The sequence below is a fragment of the Mucilaginibacter sp. genome, assembly GCF_028288225.1.
Classification (GTDB): domain Bacteria; phylum Bacteroidota; class Bacteroidia; order Sphingobacteriales; family Sphingobacteriaceae; genus Mucilaginibacter.
The window spans coordinates 42,634-59,027 of the sequence record NZ_JAQBOC010000074.1 but is presented as its reverse complement, the minus strand read 5'-3'; the positions used below and the strand labels follow the sequence as shown (position 1 = coordinate 59,027).

Annotated in this window: 14 protein-coding genes; 10 read left to right on the top strand and 4 right to left on the bottom strand. The window is 40.2% G+C overall.

The features are described 5' to 3' along the window. Nucleotides 1–16 precede the first annotated feature (16 nt). The 7 genes from JWQ54_RS21705 to JWQ54_RS21675 all read left to right on the top strand — a co-directional run bounded on the left by JWQ54_RS21705 (nucleotide 17) and on the right by JWQ54_RS21675 (nucleotide 8,206). A complete protein-coding gene (locus tag JWQ54_RS21705; RefSeq protein ID WP_299589280.1) occupies nucleotides 17–1,843 on the top strand; it encodes an ABC transporter transmembrane domain-containing protein in 1,827 nt (608 codons plus the stop codon). A 110-nt stretch (nucleotides 1,844–1,953) separates the two neighbouring features. Continuing rightward, the gene (locus tag JWQ54_RS21700) at nucleotides 1,954–3,624 is read left to right on the top strand and encodes a hypothetical protein (RefSeq protein ID WP_299589279.1); all 1,671 of its coding nucleotides are present in this window, start codon (nucleotides 1,954–1,956) and stop codon (nucleotides 3,622–3,624) included. 112 nt (nucleotides 3,625–3,736) lie between these two features. Continuing rightward, entirely contained in the window at nucleotides 3,737–4,279 is a 543-nt protein-coding gene (locus tag JWQ54_RS21695) for a hypothetical protein (protein WP_299589278.1), read from the top strand. A gap of 129 nt (nucleotides 4,280–4,408) precedes the next feature. Further along, nucleotides 4,409–5,041, top strand: coding sequence for a type II CAAX endopeptidase family protein (locus tag JWQ54_RS21690; protein WP_299589277.1), 633 nt, complete (start codon nucleotides 4,409–4,411; stop codon nucleotides 5,039–5,041). A gap of 105 nt (nucleotides 5,042–5,146) precedes the next feature. Further along, a complete protein-coding gene (locus tag JWQ54_RS21685) occupies nucleotides 5,147–5,365 on the top strand; it encodes a hypothetical protein (protein ID WP_299589276.1) in 219 nt (72 codons plus the stop codon). 95 nt (nucleotides 5,366–5,460) lie between these two features. Then, the gene (lepA, locus tag JWQ54_RS21680; protein WP_299589275.1) at nucleotides 5,461–7,248 is read left to right on the top strand and encodes a translation elongation factor 4; all 1,788 of its coding nucleotides are present in this window, start codon (nucleotides 5,461–5,463) and stop codon (nucleotides 7,246–7,248) included. Between the two features lie 76 nt (nucleotides 7,249–7,324). After that, a complete protein-coding gene (locus JWQ54_RS21675; RefSeq protein WP_299589274.1) occupies nucleotides 7,325–8,206 on the top strand; it encodes a bifunctional 5,10-methylenetetrahydrofolate dehydrogenase/5,10-methenyltetrahydrofolate cyclohydrolase in 882 nt (293 codons plus the stop codon). Nucleotides 8,207–8,276: 70 nt separating this feature from the next. On the opposite strand, the gene JWQ54_RS21670 is transcribed toward JWQ54_RS21675, so the two are convergent. Genes JWQ54_RS21670 through JWQ54_RS21660 form a run of 3 tightly spaced genes read right to left on the bottom strand, consistent with a single transcriptional unit; the run spans nucleotide 8,277 to nucleotide 9,813 of the window. Continuing rightward, on the bottom strand, nucleotides 8,277–8,714 hold the full coding sequence (locus JWQ54_RS21670; protein ID WP_299589273.1) for a hypothetical protein: 438 nt from the start codon (nucleotides 8,712–8,714) through the stop codon (nucleotides 8,277–8,279). Next, complete coding sequence (locus JWQ54_RS21665) at nucleotides 8,711–9,043, bottom strand: Rieske 2Fe-2S domain-containing protein (RefSeq protein ID WP_299589270.1); 333 nt, start codon at nucleotides 9,041–9,043, stop codon at nucleotides 8,711–8,713. The genes JWQ54_RS21670 and JWQ54_RS21665 overlap by 4 nt, the downstream gene beginning before the upstream one ends. 5 nt (nucleotides 9,044–9,048) lie before the next feature. Then, nucleotides 9,049–9,813, bottom strand: a complete 765-nt coding sequence (locus tag JWQ54_RS21660) for a hypothetical protein (protein WP_299589267.1) — start codon at nucleotides 9,811–9,813, stop codon at nucleotides 9,049–9,051. Nucleotides 9,814–9,995: 182 nt separating this feature from the next. Between JWQ54_RS21660 and JWQ54_RS21655 the strand changes: the two genes are divergently transcribed. After that, nucleotides 9,996–10,619: a 7-carboxy-7-deazaguanine synthase QueE gene (locus tag JWQ54_RS21655; protein WP_299589265.1), complete on the top strand. Its 624-nt coding sequence runs from the start codon at nucleotides 9,996–9,998 to the stop codon at nucleotides 10,617–10,619. Nucleotides 10,620–10,772: 153 nt separating this feature from the next. Then, nucleotides 10,773–12,674, top strand: coding sequence for an OmpA family protein (locus JWQ54_RS21650; protein WP_299589263.1), 1,902 nt, complete (start codon nucleotides 10,773–10,775; stop codon nucleotides 12,672–12,674). 91 nt (nucleotides 12,675–12,765) lie between these two features. On the opposite strand, the gene recQ is transcribed toward JWQ54_RS21650, so the two are convergent. After that, complete coding sequence (gene recQ / locus JWQ54_RS21645; RefSeq protein ID WP_299589309.1) at nucleotides 12,766–14,958, bottom strand: DNA helicase RecQ; 2,193 nt, start codon at nucleotides 14,956–14,958, stop codon at nucleotides 12,766–12,768. A gap of 331 nt (nucleotides 14,959–15,289) precedes the next feature. On the opposite strand from recQ, the gene JWQ54_RS21640 reads away from it, so the two are divergent. Then, entirely contained in the window at nucleotides 15,290–16,375 is a 1,086-nt protein-coding gene (locus JWQ54_RS21640) for a mannose-1-phosphate guanylyltransferase (RefSeq protein ID WP_299589261.1), read from the top strand. Nucleotides 16,376–16,394: the final 19 nt, after the last annotated feature.

Below are 16,394 nucleotides of genomic sequence, written 5' to 3'. Positions count from 1 at the left end.
AAATAAGTAAAGTAAAATGGCACGAAGACGATTAAACAGCAGTAACGCACCGGAGGCTGAGCTTCCAAAAGCAAAGTTAAACAGGCAAACCTTACATAATATTTCGCGTTTGCTTTCATATATCAAACCTTACCGGAGCAAATTTATAGCCGCATTAGCTTTTCTATTTTTATCGAGCCTGGTTGGCCTTGCCTTCCCCTCATTTATAGGAGCATTGATTGATACTGCGCAGGGAAAGCTTAGTAACGGAATTTTGCCGGCATCAATTAAAGGGATCTTAATTTTAGCGTTTATAGTATTGTTTTTACAGGCATTTGTTTCATTTTTCAGGATCCTGTGGTTCGTTAATGTTGCAGAACGGTCATTGGCTGACATAAGAAGGGACACTTATTTTAAGCTGATAACCCTGCCTATGAATTTTTTCTCGAACCGCCGGGTTGGAGAACTTAACAGCCGGATATCGGCCGATCTTTCGCAAATCCAGGATACTTTAACCACTACTATTGCCGAAATGATAAGACAATCCGTTCTCTTAATTGGCGGCATTGCATTTATGGCTATAATATCAGTAAAATTAGCCATAGCCCTATTGATATTGGTACCGCCCCTAATTGTTTTTGCCATATTTTTTGGCCGTTTTATCCGTAAAATATCAAGGGAGGCACAGGATAAGCTGGCAGAATCAAATACTATTATTGAAGAAACATTACAGGGAATAGCAAATGTTAAAGCATTTGTTAATGAAGCTTTTGAAGCCGGCCGGTATGGTAAAAACATAAAGGACGTAGCTGATATAGCCATTAAAGGTGCAAAATACAGGGGTATATTTGTATCTTTTATTGTGTTTTGCTTGTTTGGTGCAATTGTGGCAATAGTTGGCTACGGTTGTATATTGGTTAGTCATAATGAGCTTAAGGTAGGTGAGCTGTTTAAATTTGCATTGTATGCCTCATTTGTGGGCAGCGCCATGGGAAGCTTTCCTGATCTGTATGCCAATGTACAAAAGGCAGTTGGTGCCAGTGAGCGCGTGCTCGAAATACTGGATGAAAATGGCGAAGAGGTTTCAATCCACGAACCTGATAACGTTATTAAACAGAAGATCGCAGGTAAGCTTTCATTCAACAACGTTATTTTTGCCTATCCGTCAAGGCCTGAGCTTACAGTATTAAACGAAATTTCTTTTGATGCGGCTGCCGGGCAAAGGGTAGCAATTGTAGGGCCAAGCGGTTCGGGTAAATCAACCATGGCTGCATTGATCCTGCAATTTTATCATCCTCAAAGCGGTGTGATTTCTTTTGACGGAAAACCTGCGGCCGATTATTCACTAACAGATATCCGCAACCAGGTAGCTATTGTACCACAGGATGTTATGCTTTTTGGCGGGTCGATAAAAGAAAACATTGCCTATGGCAAACTTAGTGCATCCAATGACGAAATTATCCAGGCCGCGCAAAGGGCTAATGCTCACCAGTTTATAACCTCTTTTCCAGAAGCCTATGATACTATTGTTGGTGAACGTGGTGTTAAATTATCCGGTGGACAACGGCAGCGGATCGCTATTGCACGGGCGTTATTAAAAAACCCGGCTATATTGATCCTTGACGAAGCCACTTCATCATTAGATTCAGAATCGGAACGCCTGGTGCAGGAAGCGTTGGAAGAACTGATGAAAAATCGCACTTCAATAATTATTGCTCACCGCCTTTCAACTATCCGTGAGGCTGATAAGATCATCGTTTTAGAGAAAGGAAAAATTATTGAATCAGGAAGCCACCAGGAGCTGATAGGTAATGAGCAAGGGCTATACAGGTACCTTAGCGCACTACAATTTGAGGTTAGTTAGTTATAACCCTCAGCCTCAAAAGTACGTATAATGTCATCATTACAAACCGATTTTAATATATTGTGTTGCATTACATCAACCATAATTAAGCGGTAAAGCAAACATTATATATGTATTTGAAGCCTTGTTGCAAACTTATTTTAAGTATTATCCCTATAATTTCATTTGGTACTAACTGCCGGTCGGGCGTAAAGAGTAATGCTGAAAGCGTTGCCTACTTAAACAAGTCTACCAATCCAGACACCAACAAGATTGCTGCAGTAAATCAGCCTCAAATAAATGTTGACCATAGCAGTAATACAGTCCCGCTAAAAAATATGTTCGGTATAAATGGCTACGAATGGAATTTTTTAGAAAACCCTGCCAGCCCTAACGACAGGAAGCATATTTATGAGGATAATATGGCCCTGGTGAAAACTTTCTCGGCTTTAAGGCATTACCTGAACTGGAACCGTGTTGAAACCACAAAAGGCAATTATACCTTTAACCCTACCAATAACGGTGGCTGGGATTACGATGTAATTTATGAGCGCTGCAAAAAGGATGGCATTTTAGTTTTAGCTGATCTGAAAAACATCCCTGAATGGCTGCAAAACACTTACCCGGCAAGCTCAAGGGACGATGATAATGCCCCTGTGCCATACGGACAAAGCTTAAATGACCCAGCATCATATGCCGACCAGGCCCGTGCCGCATTCCAGTTTACAGCACGGTATGGCTACAATAAAAATGCAGATAAAAACCTGGTTAAAGTAGATACCAGAAAACGCTGGAACGGCGATATACCAAACCAGCCACTTATTGGAATGGGATTAATAAAATACATAGAATGCGGCAACGAGCGCGACAGGTGGTGGGGTGGTGATGAAACACATCAAACTGCTGAGCAATATGCAGCAAATTTGTCGGCATTTTATGATGGAAATATGGGTAAGCTTGGGCCGGGTGTTGGCGTAAAAGCTGCTGACCCTGATATGCAGGTAGTTATGGGCGGCTTAGCAACTGCCGATGTAAAGTTTGTTCAAAAAATAATCGACTGGTGCAAGGCCAACCGGGGATATAAAAAAGATGGCAGTATTAATATATGCTTTGATGTGATCAACTACCATTTATACTCAAACAACGGCGATGTAAGGGTGCAAAAGAAAGCCACAACCGGCATAGCTCCTGAACTTTCAATCTCGGGCAGCATAGCCAACTCATTTGTTAATTTAGCAAACAGCCTGCCGCAGCATCCGGAAGTTTGGGTAACTGAAACAGGCTACGACATAAACCAGGAAAGCTACCAAAGGGCTGAATCTATAGGAGCAAAAACAGTATTAGCTAACCAGGCCGACTGGATCCTGCGCACGTCCCTCCTATACATTCGTTATGGTGTTAAACGGGTTTTTTTTTACCAGTTGTTTGACGATAATGGAGGAGGTTCAACACAATACGCTACCTCGGGCCTCGCCGAAGGGATAAAACCCAGACCCGCTGCAGATTATATTTTACAAGCAACAAAGCTTATGGGCAGTTATAATTATATAAAAACCATTAGCAAGGATCCATTGGTTGACCAATATCAGCTTGGCAATAAAACAATGTACGTGTTAACCATTCCCGATGAAACCGGGAGAAAAGCAAGCTATACTCTGGATTTGGAAAAAGCGGCCAGAGCAAATATCCACACTTTAAAAATAGGCGCCGATGTTATGGAGAGCAAGGTAGTTAATACAACCAATGGCAAGGTGACTATTGAGGTTACGGAAACACCTGTATTTGTGGAAAGTGGAATGTAGAGCAATGCTTTCTGCCTCAGTGCCGATTCGTTTTAATAAATTAATCAGATTTCTTTCAAAATCAATTTCTATAATTATATTTAGAAAACTAAAAACCTCACAATATAATTAAATGGAAAATTCCCTTTCAGCACCGGCTCAATCTCTTGAACGATGTGATTCATGCTTTACAAATGTTGCTACAGATGATGTTTACTGCCAAAATTGCGGATATCCTGTAAAAGGAACAGAACAGGAACAAAAAGATTTTCGCTTAAACCATGATTTCCGGAACATCGACCTGTTTCATTTTAATGACAAAGTAAGGAAAGCAGGGAATGTATTGTATTATCTGAGCGGCATTTTTGTAGTTAGCGGTATGATCTTTTATTTTCTTAAAAAGGACAGCCCGGATGCCATTGCCACGCTCATCACTAATCTTATTTTGGCCATGTTATTTTTGGCCCTTGGAGGTTATAGCAGGAAAAAACCACTGGCATGCATTATATCCGGTTTATGCTTATATGCTATCATATTGGTTTTAGATGCAATTGTCGATCCTGTTAGCATTGTTCGTGGCATATTTCTTAAAATAGTAATTGTTGGCTTATTGGTAAAGGGGCTTAAATCGGCACTAGAAATAGAGAAGATCAGGAAAGAAAATAACCTTTCATAAGTTTTGGAGGAGTCAGTTAGTTCAGTGTTTGATAAAAAGGCCTGCGTTCAGTGTGAGGCTTTGATAAATACTTCCGGTAGATTTTGCCCTGCATGCGGCGCTAAGCAAATCTTAACAAGTGAACTAAGTTTGGAAAGCCGTTGGCTGCTGCTGAAACAGGCTGCCTTGTTCTACGGTATTTATATACTTTCATGCTCGGTCTCAAAATTCGTTTCATTTTTCAATACACTATTTTGGGACATGGTATTTGAAGCGGTTCTTTGGATCACCGCTGTTACTTTTTTTGCCGACAGGTGGACGGAGAACAAACGACTTTTTGTATGGCGGAACTTTTCGTGGCAAAAGCTGGCGGCTTACCTTGCTATAGCTATGATCGGCTCAATTGTTGTGCACTACACGGTGGGCTGGTTGAATATTGCGCTCTTTTCAAAAGAAGCACATTATTTTATTTTTGCCAGGGGAAACGTTTTTTATGAAATGGTAGTTGTATTGTTTACAGCCGTAACTCCTGCGCTTTTTGAAGAGATTGCTTTCCGGGGGTATTTGCTGAATATTCTGCTTAAAGTTGTTGACGCTCCACAGGCAATTTATATTTCGGCCTTTTTGTTCGCTATTATACATCTTAGTTTTATTTCTTTGTTTTGGCTCATTCCCTTCGCCATTTTTATAGGATACGTACGCCTGAAGGAAGACACATTATGGTATGGAATATGTTTTCACTTCGCTTTTAATTTAACAGCCTGTTTGTTTGAGCTGTTATAAATACTTTTATATAGAGCTGAAAATTTAAATTCAATGCCATGGGTTGGATGTTTCTTGTAGCGTATTTGTATATCATATAATTTTTTTTTTGATAAAATGAATAATATGAAAACTATTCAAATCAATAGTGCTGTTTGGAAAGAAGGAGATTATTTTGTTGCCCGGTGTTTAAATATTGAGGTATCAAGTTTCGGTGATACAAAGAGCGATACATTAGCTAATTTACAAGAGGCTTTAGAATTGTATTTTGAAGATAATACCCATCCAGAAATTACTGCTATCGAAAAGCCGGAAATAGTCGATTTTTCTTTAACTTATGCCTGAGCTTTAACCCTAAAACCTAAATCCGAAATCGAAATTCCGAATTCCGAAATCTCCTATAACAAAATGTCGCCCTAAAAAGCTATTTTTGCGCTTCAATGGAACACATTCGTAATTTTTGTATAATAGCACATATCGACCACGGTAAGAGCACACTTGCCGATAGGTTATTAGAATATACCAATACCATAACCCAGCGCGAATCGCAGGCTCAATTGCTTGATGATATGGACCTGGAACGTGAGCGGGGCATCACCATAAAAAGCCATGCGATACAGATGGATTATGAATTGAACGGTCAAAAATATATCCTGAACCTGATCGATACTCCCGGGCACGTTGATTTCTCCTACGAAGTTTCACGTTCCATAGCAGCCTGTGAAGGTGCTTTGCTTATTGTTGATGCAGCACAGGGGATCCAGGCGCAAACTATCTCCAACCTATACCTTGCTTTAGAAAATGACCTGGAGATCATCCCGGTCTTGAATAAAATGGATCTTCCCGGAGCTATGCCCGAAGAGGTTAAAGACCAGATTGTTGAGCTGATAGGCTGCAAACGCGAAGATATTTTAGCCGCGTCAGGCAAAACAGGTATGGGGGTGCATGAGATTTTAGAAGCCATTGTTAAAAGAGTTCCACACCCTGTGGGTGATCCTGAGGCACCGTTGCAGGCTTTGATCTTCGATTCGGTTTTTAACTCGTTCCGTGGTATTGTTGCCTACTTTAAAGTGGTTAACGGCGAGATCCGCAAAGGTGATAAAGTAAAATTCTTTGCTACCGAAAAACAATACCTTGCTGACGAGGTAGGCACCTTAAAGCTAAAACAGCTGCCTAAGGATGTTATTAAAACGGGTGATGTTGGTTACATTATATCCGGCATAAAAGAAGCGCGCGAAGTAAAAGTGGGTGATACCATAACCCGCGTCGACCGCCCTTGCGAAACAGGGATCCAGGGTTTTGAAGAAGTAAAGCCAATGGTATTTGCCGGCATCTACCCGGTGGATACAGATGAGTACGAAGAATTGCGTGAGTCAATGGCCAAGCTGCAGTTAAATGATGCATCGCTGGTATTTGAACCGGAATCATCAGCGGCATTAGGTTTTGGTTTCCGTTGCGGATTCCTTGGGATGCTGCACATGGAGATCATCCAGGAGCGGTTAGAGCGCGAGTTTGATATGACGGTGATCACTACTGTTCCCAACGTATCATATATCGCCTATACCACCCGTGGTGAACCTATAGTAGTAAATAACCCATCAGACCTGCCTGACCCAAGCAAGATTGATTATGTAGAAGAGCCTTATATTAAGGCGACTATCATTACCAAGTCTGAATTCGTAGGGCCAGTAATGTCATTGTGTATCCAAAAACGTGGCTTTATAAAAAACCAGTCGTATTTAACTTCCGATCGTGTTGAGCTGATCTTTGAGATGCCAATGGGCGAGATAGTTTTTGATTTTTATGATAAATTGAAAACCATATCCAAAGGCTATGCCTCGTTTGATTACCACCAAATAGGTTACCGTCGGTCGGACCTGGTACGTTTGGATATCCGCTTAAATGCTGAGCCTGTTGATGCGCTATCGTCATTAATCTTCAGGGGGAACTCTTACGATTTCGGTAAAAAGATCTGTGAAAAGTTAAGAGAGTTGATCCCGCGCCAGCAATTCGAAATTATTATCCAGGCATCTATTGGTGCCAAAATTATAGCACGCGAAACGGTAAAAGCCTTACGTAAGGACGTTACTGCCAAATGTTACGGTGGTGATATTTCCCGCAAGCGCAAGCTATTGGAAAAACAGAAAAAAGGTAAAAAGCGCATGCGCCAGGTTGGTAATGTGGAGATCCCGCAATCGGCATTTATGGCGGTGCTTAAGTTAGACTAAATTAGATGTGAGATATGAGACGTGAGATTTTTTTTCTGTCTCATATCTCAAATCTCACGTCTCATATCTCAATAAAATGCAATTACTCGACGGAAAATACGTATCAGAAAAACTTAAAGGTGAAATAGCTGAAGCAGCAGCTAAAATATTGGCAGAAACCGGGCGCAAGCCGCATTTGGTTGCTGTGCTGGTTGGTCATGATGGTGGCAGTGAAACTTATGTTGCCAGTAAAATAAAGAACTGTGAGGCGGTAGGTTTTAAATCAACCTTAGTGCGTTATGAAAATGAAGTAACCGAAGAAGAATTATTAGCCAAAGTAGCTGAACTTAATGCAAATGCCGATATTGACGGTATTATTGTACAATTACCGCTGCCCAAACACATTGATCCTGAGAAAGTAACCGAAAAAATAGATTACCGCAAAGATGTGGATGGCTTTCACCCGGTTAACCTTGGCCGTATGCAGCGGAACCTGCCATCGTTTATCCCGGCAACTCCTTACGGCATTACGTTAATGCTGAAAGAATATGGCATTGATACTTCAGGTAAACACTGTGTTGTAGTTGGCCGCAGCAACATTGTAGGCTCGCCTATGAGCATCTTGATGGCACGTAACACTACTCCGGGCAACTGCACAGTAACCATTTGCCATAGCCGCACACCTGATATCAAAAAATTTACGCTCGATGCTGATATTCTTATTGTAGCCATCGGCAAAAAGAACTTCATCACTGCCGATATGGTAAAAGACGGTGTGGTGGTTATTGACGTGGGTATGAACCGCGAAACCAGTACTGCCACCAAATCAGGTTTTAAGCTTTATGGCGATGTTGACTTTGAAAACGTATCCCCAAAAGCTTCATGGATCACTCCTGTACCCGGTGGCGTTGGGTTAATGACCATTATTGGTTTGCTGAAGAACACTTTGGCATCGGCTAATAAAGAGGTGTATTCATAGTCATTGGTCATTAGTCATTAGTCATTGAATCTTGGTGAAACGCTTCGTCAGTTAAACCCATGACTAATGACTAATGACCAATATATTCCCCAGGAATTTGGTGATTTTCATTTTCGTCGCTCCAGACCATTGAGGTAATCCGCCAGCTGTCATCAACCCATATAAATTGGATATAGTTAATACCACGGGGAAGGTTGTTTATTTCATGATCGGCAAAACTGTATTCATAAACGCTCAGGCGCTGCGCTACTTTGCCAAATATGTCGGTTTTTGAGTATAGCTCGCGCTGCATAAATTGCAATAAGGTACCTGATGCAATCTGGGCCTCCATGGTCTGAACAAAAGACTCTGCTGTAAAGGTTACCGGCTTGCCAAAACTATTGTTTACCAGCAGGCCATCAGCATAAAACACACTCTGTACAGTTTCCAGGTCGGGCAGTTCACCATCCTGGAAGCTTAACGATTCATAAAAATCTTCAGTTATATAATCAATAGCTCTTACGTTCATTTACTAAATACTTGCTTTATATCGTCCCAAACGGAACTGATTCCAATATACACGATGTTATCCTTTATTTTTACAGCATAGGTTTTCAGGTAATCGTAATTTCCTTTGCCTGTTTGCAAATCAAAAGAATAATTATGAACGGGACAAATAAGTTTTCCGTTTTCGCACGAGCCTAAACTTAGGTCGAAGCCTTGATGAGGGCATGTTGCTGATACTGCAAATACCTCTCCTTTATATCCAACAAGGCAAATGCTTATGGTGCCGGCTTTTACTTTTTTAATGAAAGGTTTATCAATGTCTTCAATACCAGGTATCCTGTACCACTTCATAAATATCAGAAATCGATCTTTAAATTCATTAATGATGGGTTTTTCATTACATCATCCATGTTGGTGATCAGAGTAACCCGTCTTCTATCGGCTGATACTATGGCTTTGGGGTTGTTCACCCTTTTTACAGGTTTTGCAAAATTCAATATCACTTTATAAGGCATATCAATCAGCATGGCTTTTGCCATTGAAAATGCCGATGAAGTTTTCTTTAAAAATGCATTAAATTTTGTTTTATCAATTATCCTGTAAAATTTATGCGGAGTTATTTCATAAGTGTAATAGTCTTCTCCCGCCACCAGCTGCTGGGCATCAAAACCTAAAGGCTGCTTCTCCCCTTTTGAGATTGATTTAAGCTGGCTGTTCATCGAGATCTTTGAAATATGTTTAAGATAATATTCAAGATCGGCCGAATTTTTTGCCAGGTGGTTAACGCTGACTTTCATTATGCTTTTTTTCAGATCCATCTTTATCGACAGATTACTGGTTTTAGCCATATTAGCTTCTTCCGTGCTCATTTTTAACTGCGTAGTATCGGGCAGGGCAGTATAAAAGTTTAAGGTAGTATCTTTCACCAGCGAGAATTGTGGAGTTGCTTTAACAGAATCAGACATCAGGTTCATTAATACTGATACGGCGCTGCCCATATCAAAACCGTAAACTACGTTACATGATCCATCCTGTTTAAAATTATATTGCTCCTCAATATCTACACATGAAGAGAAGCAAAGCAGAACGAAAAATAGTACCGAAAAGTATAGCTTTTTCATAATGCAAATTTTAAGTAATAATAAATAAAAAAGCTGAAAGGTAAAAGCAAAAAGCCAAAAGGTTTTTTATGGATGAAATGTAAATTTATTGAAAGTGATTTATCTTTCAGCTTTCTGCTTTGTGCTTTAAGTCTAAAACGCTTTCTGCTTTAAGCTCAAAACTGTACATTTGCAGCTTAATTATGGCACACCAGATACCGGAAGACGGCACATTGCTTCCTTTAATGGAAGAGTTTTATACGATACAGGGCGAGGGATACAATACAGGTAAGGCTGCCTATTTTATCCGTCTTGGCGGGTGCGATGTGGGTTGCCATTGGTGCGATGTTAAAGAAAGCTGGGATGCAGAGCTGCACGCATTAACCGCAGCCGATCAGATCATTGAAAATGCATCCAAACATCCCTCAAAGGCGGTAGTGGTAACAGGCGGTGAACCATTGATCTATAACCTGGATTATTTAACAGCCGGTTTACAGAAACGGGGCATCAAAACTTTTATTGAAACATCCGGTGCTTATCCGTTATCAGGTAATTGGGATTGGATCTGTTTATCACCCAAAAAATTCAAAGCGCCCATGCATCTTGTTGCAGCGAATGCCGACGAGTTAAAGGTGATCGTGTTTAACAAATCTGATTTCGCTTTTGCCGAGGAAAACGCCAGGCTTGTTTCACCAAACTGCAAGCTGTTTTTACAACCCGAATGGTCGAAATCAAAAGAAATGATCCCGCTTATAGTTGATTATGTAATGAATAACCCGCAGTGGGAAATATCCTTGCAAACGCACAAGTATTTGAATATACCTTAGGGAAAGAATCAGGAAAATAAGAGTCAAGAATCAAGAAAACAAATCTTAACAATTGCTCTTTTTTTTCTTCTATCTTGACTCTTGTATCTTGACCGCACATCCACATCCAAAAAAAAAATGTAACTTAGGGTACAAAATCACGTATCAAAACCAATGAGAGTTATTTTCTTCTCGGTTCTGTTATTTTTAACATCCAATTATATATTCGCCCAACAGAGGCAATACTCTACTGCCGATAGAGAAGCTATTAAATACTTTGCAATGGCTAATCAAAGCCTTGACGATCATCTGTATGACGATGCTGTTGGAAATTTGCAAAAAGCAATAGCGGCCGACGATAAGTTTGTTGAGGCCCATGCTGTGTTAGGCGACCTGTTGCGGCAAATGCGCAATTACAAAGCTTCTATCGAGCAATTTCATAAAGTGATCACTTTAAATCCTGAATTTAACCGTGCTGTATATCTTAAAGCCGGAGAAATGGAAATAAACAGCGCGAAATATGAAATAGCACAGCAGCATCTTGAAAAATATTTAACTTATCCAAACATCACTGCACAAAATACAGATTACGCTAAAAAGCTGATTGCCGACTGTAAATTCAGTATCCAGGCAATAGCGCACCCGGTAGCTTTTAAACCCATTAACCTTGGGCCCGAAATTAATACAGGCGCAGACGAATACCTGCCCGTTGCTACTGCTGATGAGGGTACACTGATATTTACCCGTAAAATAAACAATAACGAAGATTTTTATAAAAGCGATAAGCTGAATAACAAATGGCAAACAGCCACCTATTTAAGTAGCCTGATAAATACGCCTCAATATAATGAGGGCGCCGAATCTATTTCCCAGGATGGTAAGTACCTTTTTTTTACGGGCTGTAACCGTCCTGATGGACTTGGGCGCTGTGATATTTATATAGCACAAAAGAAAGGCGATGACTGGGGCAAGCCATTTGATTTAAGTCCCCCGGTAAATACCAGCGGTTGGGAATCGCAGCCATCAATTAGCGCCGATGGGAAAACGCTTTATTTTGTAAGTAACCGCAAAGGCGGTTATGGAGGTTACGATATCTGGAAATCTTCATTATCAGAAAAGGGCTGGGGTGAGCCTGTAAACCTGGGGCCAAACATCAATACAGTTTATGATGAGCAATCGCCATTTATCCACCCGGATGATAGCACATTTTATTTTTGCTCTAACGGATGGCCGGGTTTAGGTGGAAAAGATCTGTTTATAAGTCGTTTAAGTAATGATGGCAAATGGCAAAAGCCCGAGAACCTGGGCTACCCTATCAATTCAAATGGTGATGAAAACGGCATGACCTTAACAGCTAACGGCAGTTATGCTTTTTTCTCATCAAATAATTTAAATGGCTTTGGTGGATATGATATTTACACTTTTATATTACCGCCAAATTTGCGACCACAGCTTGTTACCTATGTAAAAGGTACAGTGAGCGATGCAAAAACCAAAGAACCGCTTGAAGCTGCTGTAGAAATAATTGATCTCCAAAAAAATGAAGCCGTTTACCAGGATTATAGTGATGATGCGCAAGGGAACTTTTTAGCTACGTTAACTGCCGGTAAAAACTATGGTTTAAATATTTCAAAAAGCGGATACTTGTTTTATTCGGCCAACTTTTCGCTGATTGGCCATGAACCTAAAAACCCATTTGATATTTCTGTTTTGCTTGAGCCGATTGAAATTGGTAATAAAGTGGTACTAAACAATATATTTTTTGACACTAATAAATTCGACTTACAAACTGAGTCGGTTGCAGAGCTACAGCAACTGGTATCGTTTTTAACTGTGAATCCAACGGTACATATAGAAATATCGGGCCATACGGATAATGTGGGTAACGATCAGCTAAATCAAACACTTTCAGAAAACCGGGCAAAATCAGTTTATCAATACCTTGTAAGCAGTAAAATTATTGCCGACAGACTTATTTATAAAGGTTATGGTAAAACACAGCCCATTGCGCCAAACACTACAGAGGAAGACCGTAAAAATAACCGGAGGACTGAGTTTAAAATAATCTCTAAGTAAGGTAAAAGCTAAAAGCAGAAAGCGTAAAGCAGGGGTTTTAATCCTTTTCTTTACGCTTTCTGCTTTTTGCTTTGGTCTTTCTGCTTTTCGCTTAATTTCCCATTTCAGATAAAAACTTTATCCGCATTAGCTGCACCTCTTCAATGGTATAATCATCGCTGCCAAGCTCCGCCAATGCATCATCTATTGAATCAACTTCGGCAGTGCGGAAATAATCAAAGATCTCCTCCTGCTTGTCTTCATCAATAATTTCGTCGATGTAATAGTTTAAATTGAGCTTGGTGCCTGAGTTAACAATGGTTTCAACCTCTTTCAGGATCTCTTCGTACGACAGTCCTTTTGAAGCGGCTATATCATCCAAATTTAAATGACGATCGATATTTTGAATGATGAATACTTTAAGTGCCGATTTATTTGCGGCGCTTTTTATCACCATATCAATAGGGCGGTCAATGTCGTTGTCCTCTACATATTTCTGGATAAGATCAGTAAAAGGCTTGCCAAATTTCAGCGCCTTCCCTGCCCCTACGCCTGAGATCTGTTTCAACTCTTCGGTTGTGATAGGATAATGCGTACACATTTCCTCCAGCGATGGATCCTGAAATATAACAAACGGGGGCAGGCCTTTTTGCTTAGCCAGTTTTTTACGCAGATCTTTAAGCATCTGCAATAATTCTGTATCTAAAGCACCACCGCCTTGTTTAGGGCCGTCAGCATCATCATCGTCATCTGTTGCTTCAATTGGCTTATTCAATACAAACCGGATGCTGTATGGATTATCAATAAATGAATTTCCTGATTTAGTTAATCGCAGTAAACCATACTGGTCAATATCTTTCGACAAGAAATTATTCAGTAGTGCTTGTCTTAATAATGAATTCCACAAGTTTGCACCATCTTCCTTACCCGAGCCATAATAATCAAGCAGGTCATGCCCGTAATTTTTTATCTGTGCAATATCCTCACCCATAAGGATGCTGATAATATGATGGTCGTCAAATTTTTCCCCAATTTGTTTTATCAGGCTTAATGCCCTGTGCAAGTGCAACTCGCCATCAAAATGCTCTTTAGCTCCGCAGCAGTTATCACACATGTTGTTACAACCGGCCTCATTAAAGTTTTCGCCAAAGTAATGAAGCAGCTGTTTACGCCGGCAAACTGATGATTCGGCATAGTCAATTACTTCTTTCAGGATCTGGGTACCAATTTCGCGTTCCGAAACCGGTTTATCCTTCATGAATTTTTGAAGCTTGTCAATATCTTTCTCTGAATAAAAGGCAACGCAAACGCCTTCGCCCCCATCACGCCCGGCGCGGCCCGTTTCCTGGTAATAGCCTTCCATGCTTTTTGGTACATCATGGTGAATTACATAACGGACGTCGGGCTTGTCAATCCCCATACCAAAGGCTATGGTAGCCACTATAACGTCTACGTCTTCCATCAGGAACTTGTCCTGTGTATCAGCCCGCACTTTAGGGTCTAAACCGGCATGGTATGGCAACGCTTTAATACCGTTTAGATTCAGTGCTTCGGCAACTTCTTCAACCTTTTTACGGCTAAGGCAATATATGATACCTGACTTGCCCTGGTTTTGCTTAACGAACTTAACTATCTCTTTAATTACATTACGTTTAGCGCGTACTTCATAAAACAGGTTCGAGCGGTTAAATGATGATTTGTAAATAGTAGCATTGTTCATTTGCAGGTTTTTTTGAATATCCTGCTGCACTTTAGGGGTTGCTGTAGCTGTTAAAGCAATAATAGGTATATTATCGCCAATGTTACTGATCACCTGCCTTATCTTACGGTATTCCGGGCGGAAATCGTGCCCCCACTCCGAAATACAATGCGCTTCATCAACTGCTACAAACGACACTTGGTTAAGGCGCAAAAAATCAATATTTTCTTGTTTGGTAAGTGATTCGGGAGCAACATACAGCAGCTTGGTTTTGCCCGCTAATACATCGTCCTTAACTCTTCCGATATCTGATTTGGTTAGTGACGAATTTAAAAAATGGGCTATACTGTCCGAGCCTCCAAAGGCTCTTAACTGGTCAACCTGATTTTTCATCAAAGCGATCAAAGGGGAAATTACTATCGCCGTACCTTCACTCATCAAAGCGGGTAATTGATAACACATGGATTTGCCGCCACCTGTTGGCATAATCACAAATGTGTCGTTACCCGCCAGTATATTAGTTATGATCGATTCCTGCTCTCCCTTAAAATTATCGAACCCGAAAAAGTTCTGGAGATTATCAAAAAGCGACTTCTTAGTTTCTATCATTATAAACGTAATCTTGATTGTATTTAAAAGTTTAAAGTAACAAATTTTTCTCAATAAACGATGGAATTACTTTAAAATTTTATACAAAAATGATTATTCTATGAAAAACAATTTGTTTATTTATCCCGTTTAACATCAAGTATTTGTTACACGTGTTTATTTAGTTCTATTTAATTCATATTTTACAAATTATTAACCAATTTTGCCCCCGCATTTACCAAATAAAACCATCATGAACTGCCGATAAACAAAATCAGCATAAAAAGTTCATTATAGTTTTATTATCAACGGAAAACAAACAACTTTAATGAAAATTGTTTAATCACATATGAACAAAAACTACTATGCCATTATAATGGCAGGCGGTATTGGAAGCCGGTTTTGGCCCATTAGCCGTACATCATACCCTAAACAATTTATTGACATACTGGGTACCGGGAAAACATTGATTCAAAACACCTATGAGCGTTTCCTGAAAATATGCCCTAAAGAAAATATTTACGTAGTAACAAATGAGATTTATACCGGGTTGGTAAAACAGCAGCTGCCGGGTATGACCGATAACCAGATCCTGACCGAACCGGTAATGCGTAATACTGCTCCCTGTGTTGCTTACGGATCTTTTAAAATTGAAAGCCTTAACCCGGACGCTGCCATTGTTGTTGCTCCTTCAGATCACCTGATACTTGATGAGGCTGCTTTTATAAGTACTATTGAAAAATCACTTGAAGCTGCAACTGCACATAACTGTCTTATAACTTTAGGCATAAAACCATCAAGGCCCGATACCGGCTACGGTTATATTCAATACACTGAACATAGTCTCAAAAATGATTTTTTCAAGGTTAAAACCTTTACAGAAAAGCCAACCCTCGAAATAGCTAAAACATTTTTGCAGAGCGGCGATTTTTTATGGAATGCAGGGATCTTTGTATGGTCGGCTAAGGCAATTGTGAATGCTTTTAGCAGTTACTTGCCTGATATGTATGAAATTTTTGCTGAAGCAAGGCCCGTGTATAACACGGCTGATGAAAAATCGCATATCCACACCTCTTACCTGCAATGTACCAATATATCTATTGATTATGGTATAATGGAAAAGGCAAATAATGTATATGTACTGCCTTCTGAATTTGGTTGGAGCGACCTGGGTACCTGGGCATCTATTTATGACATTGCCGAAAAAGATTATGTAGGTAATGCAGTTATCCCGGCCGATAAAGTGATCATGTATGATTCATCAAACTGTATGGTTAATGTGCCGGGCGAAAAGCTGGTTATATTACAGGGACTTCATGATTTCATTGTTGTTGAAGCCAATAATACCCTGCTGATCTGCCCCCGCGACCAGGAGCAAAACGTTAAAAAAGTTGTTGCCGATGTGAAGCGCCAATTTGGGGCGAAGTATATTTAGGTGAGAGTTGATTGAGTTA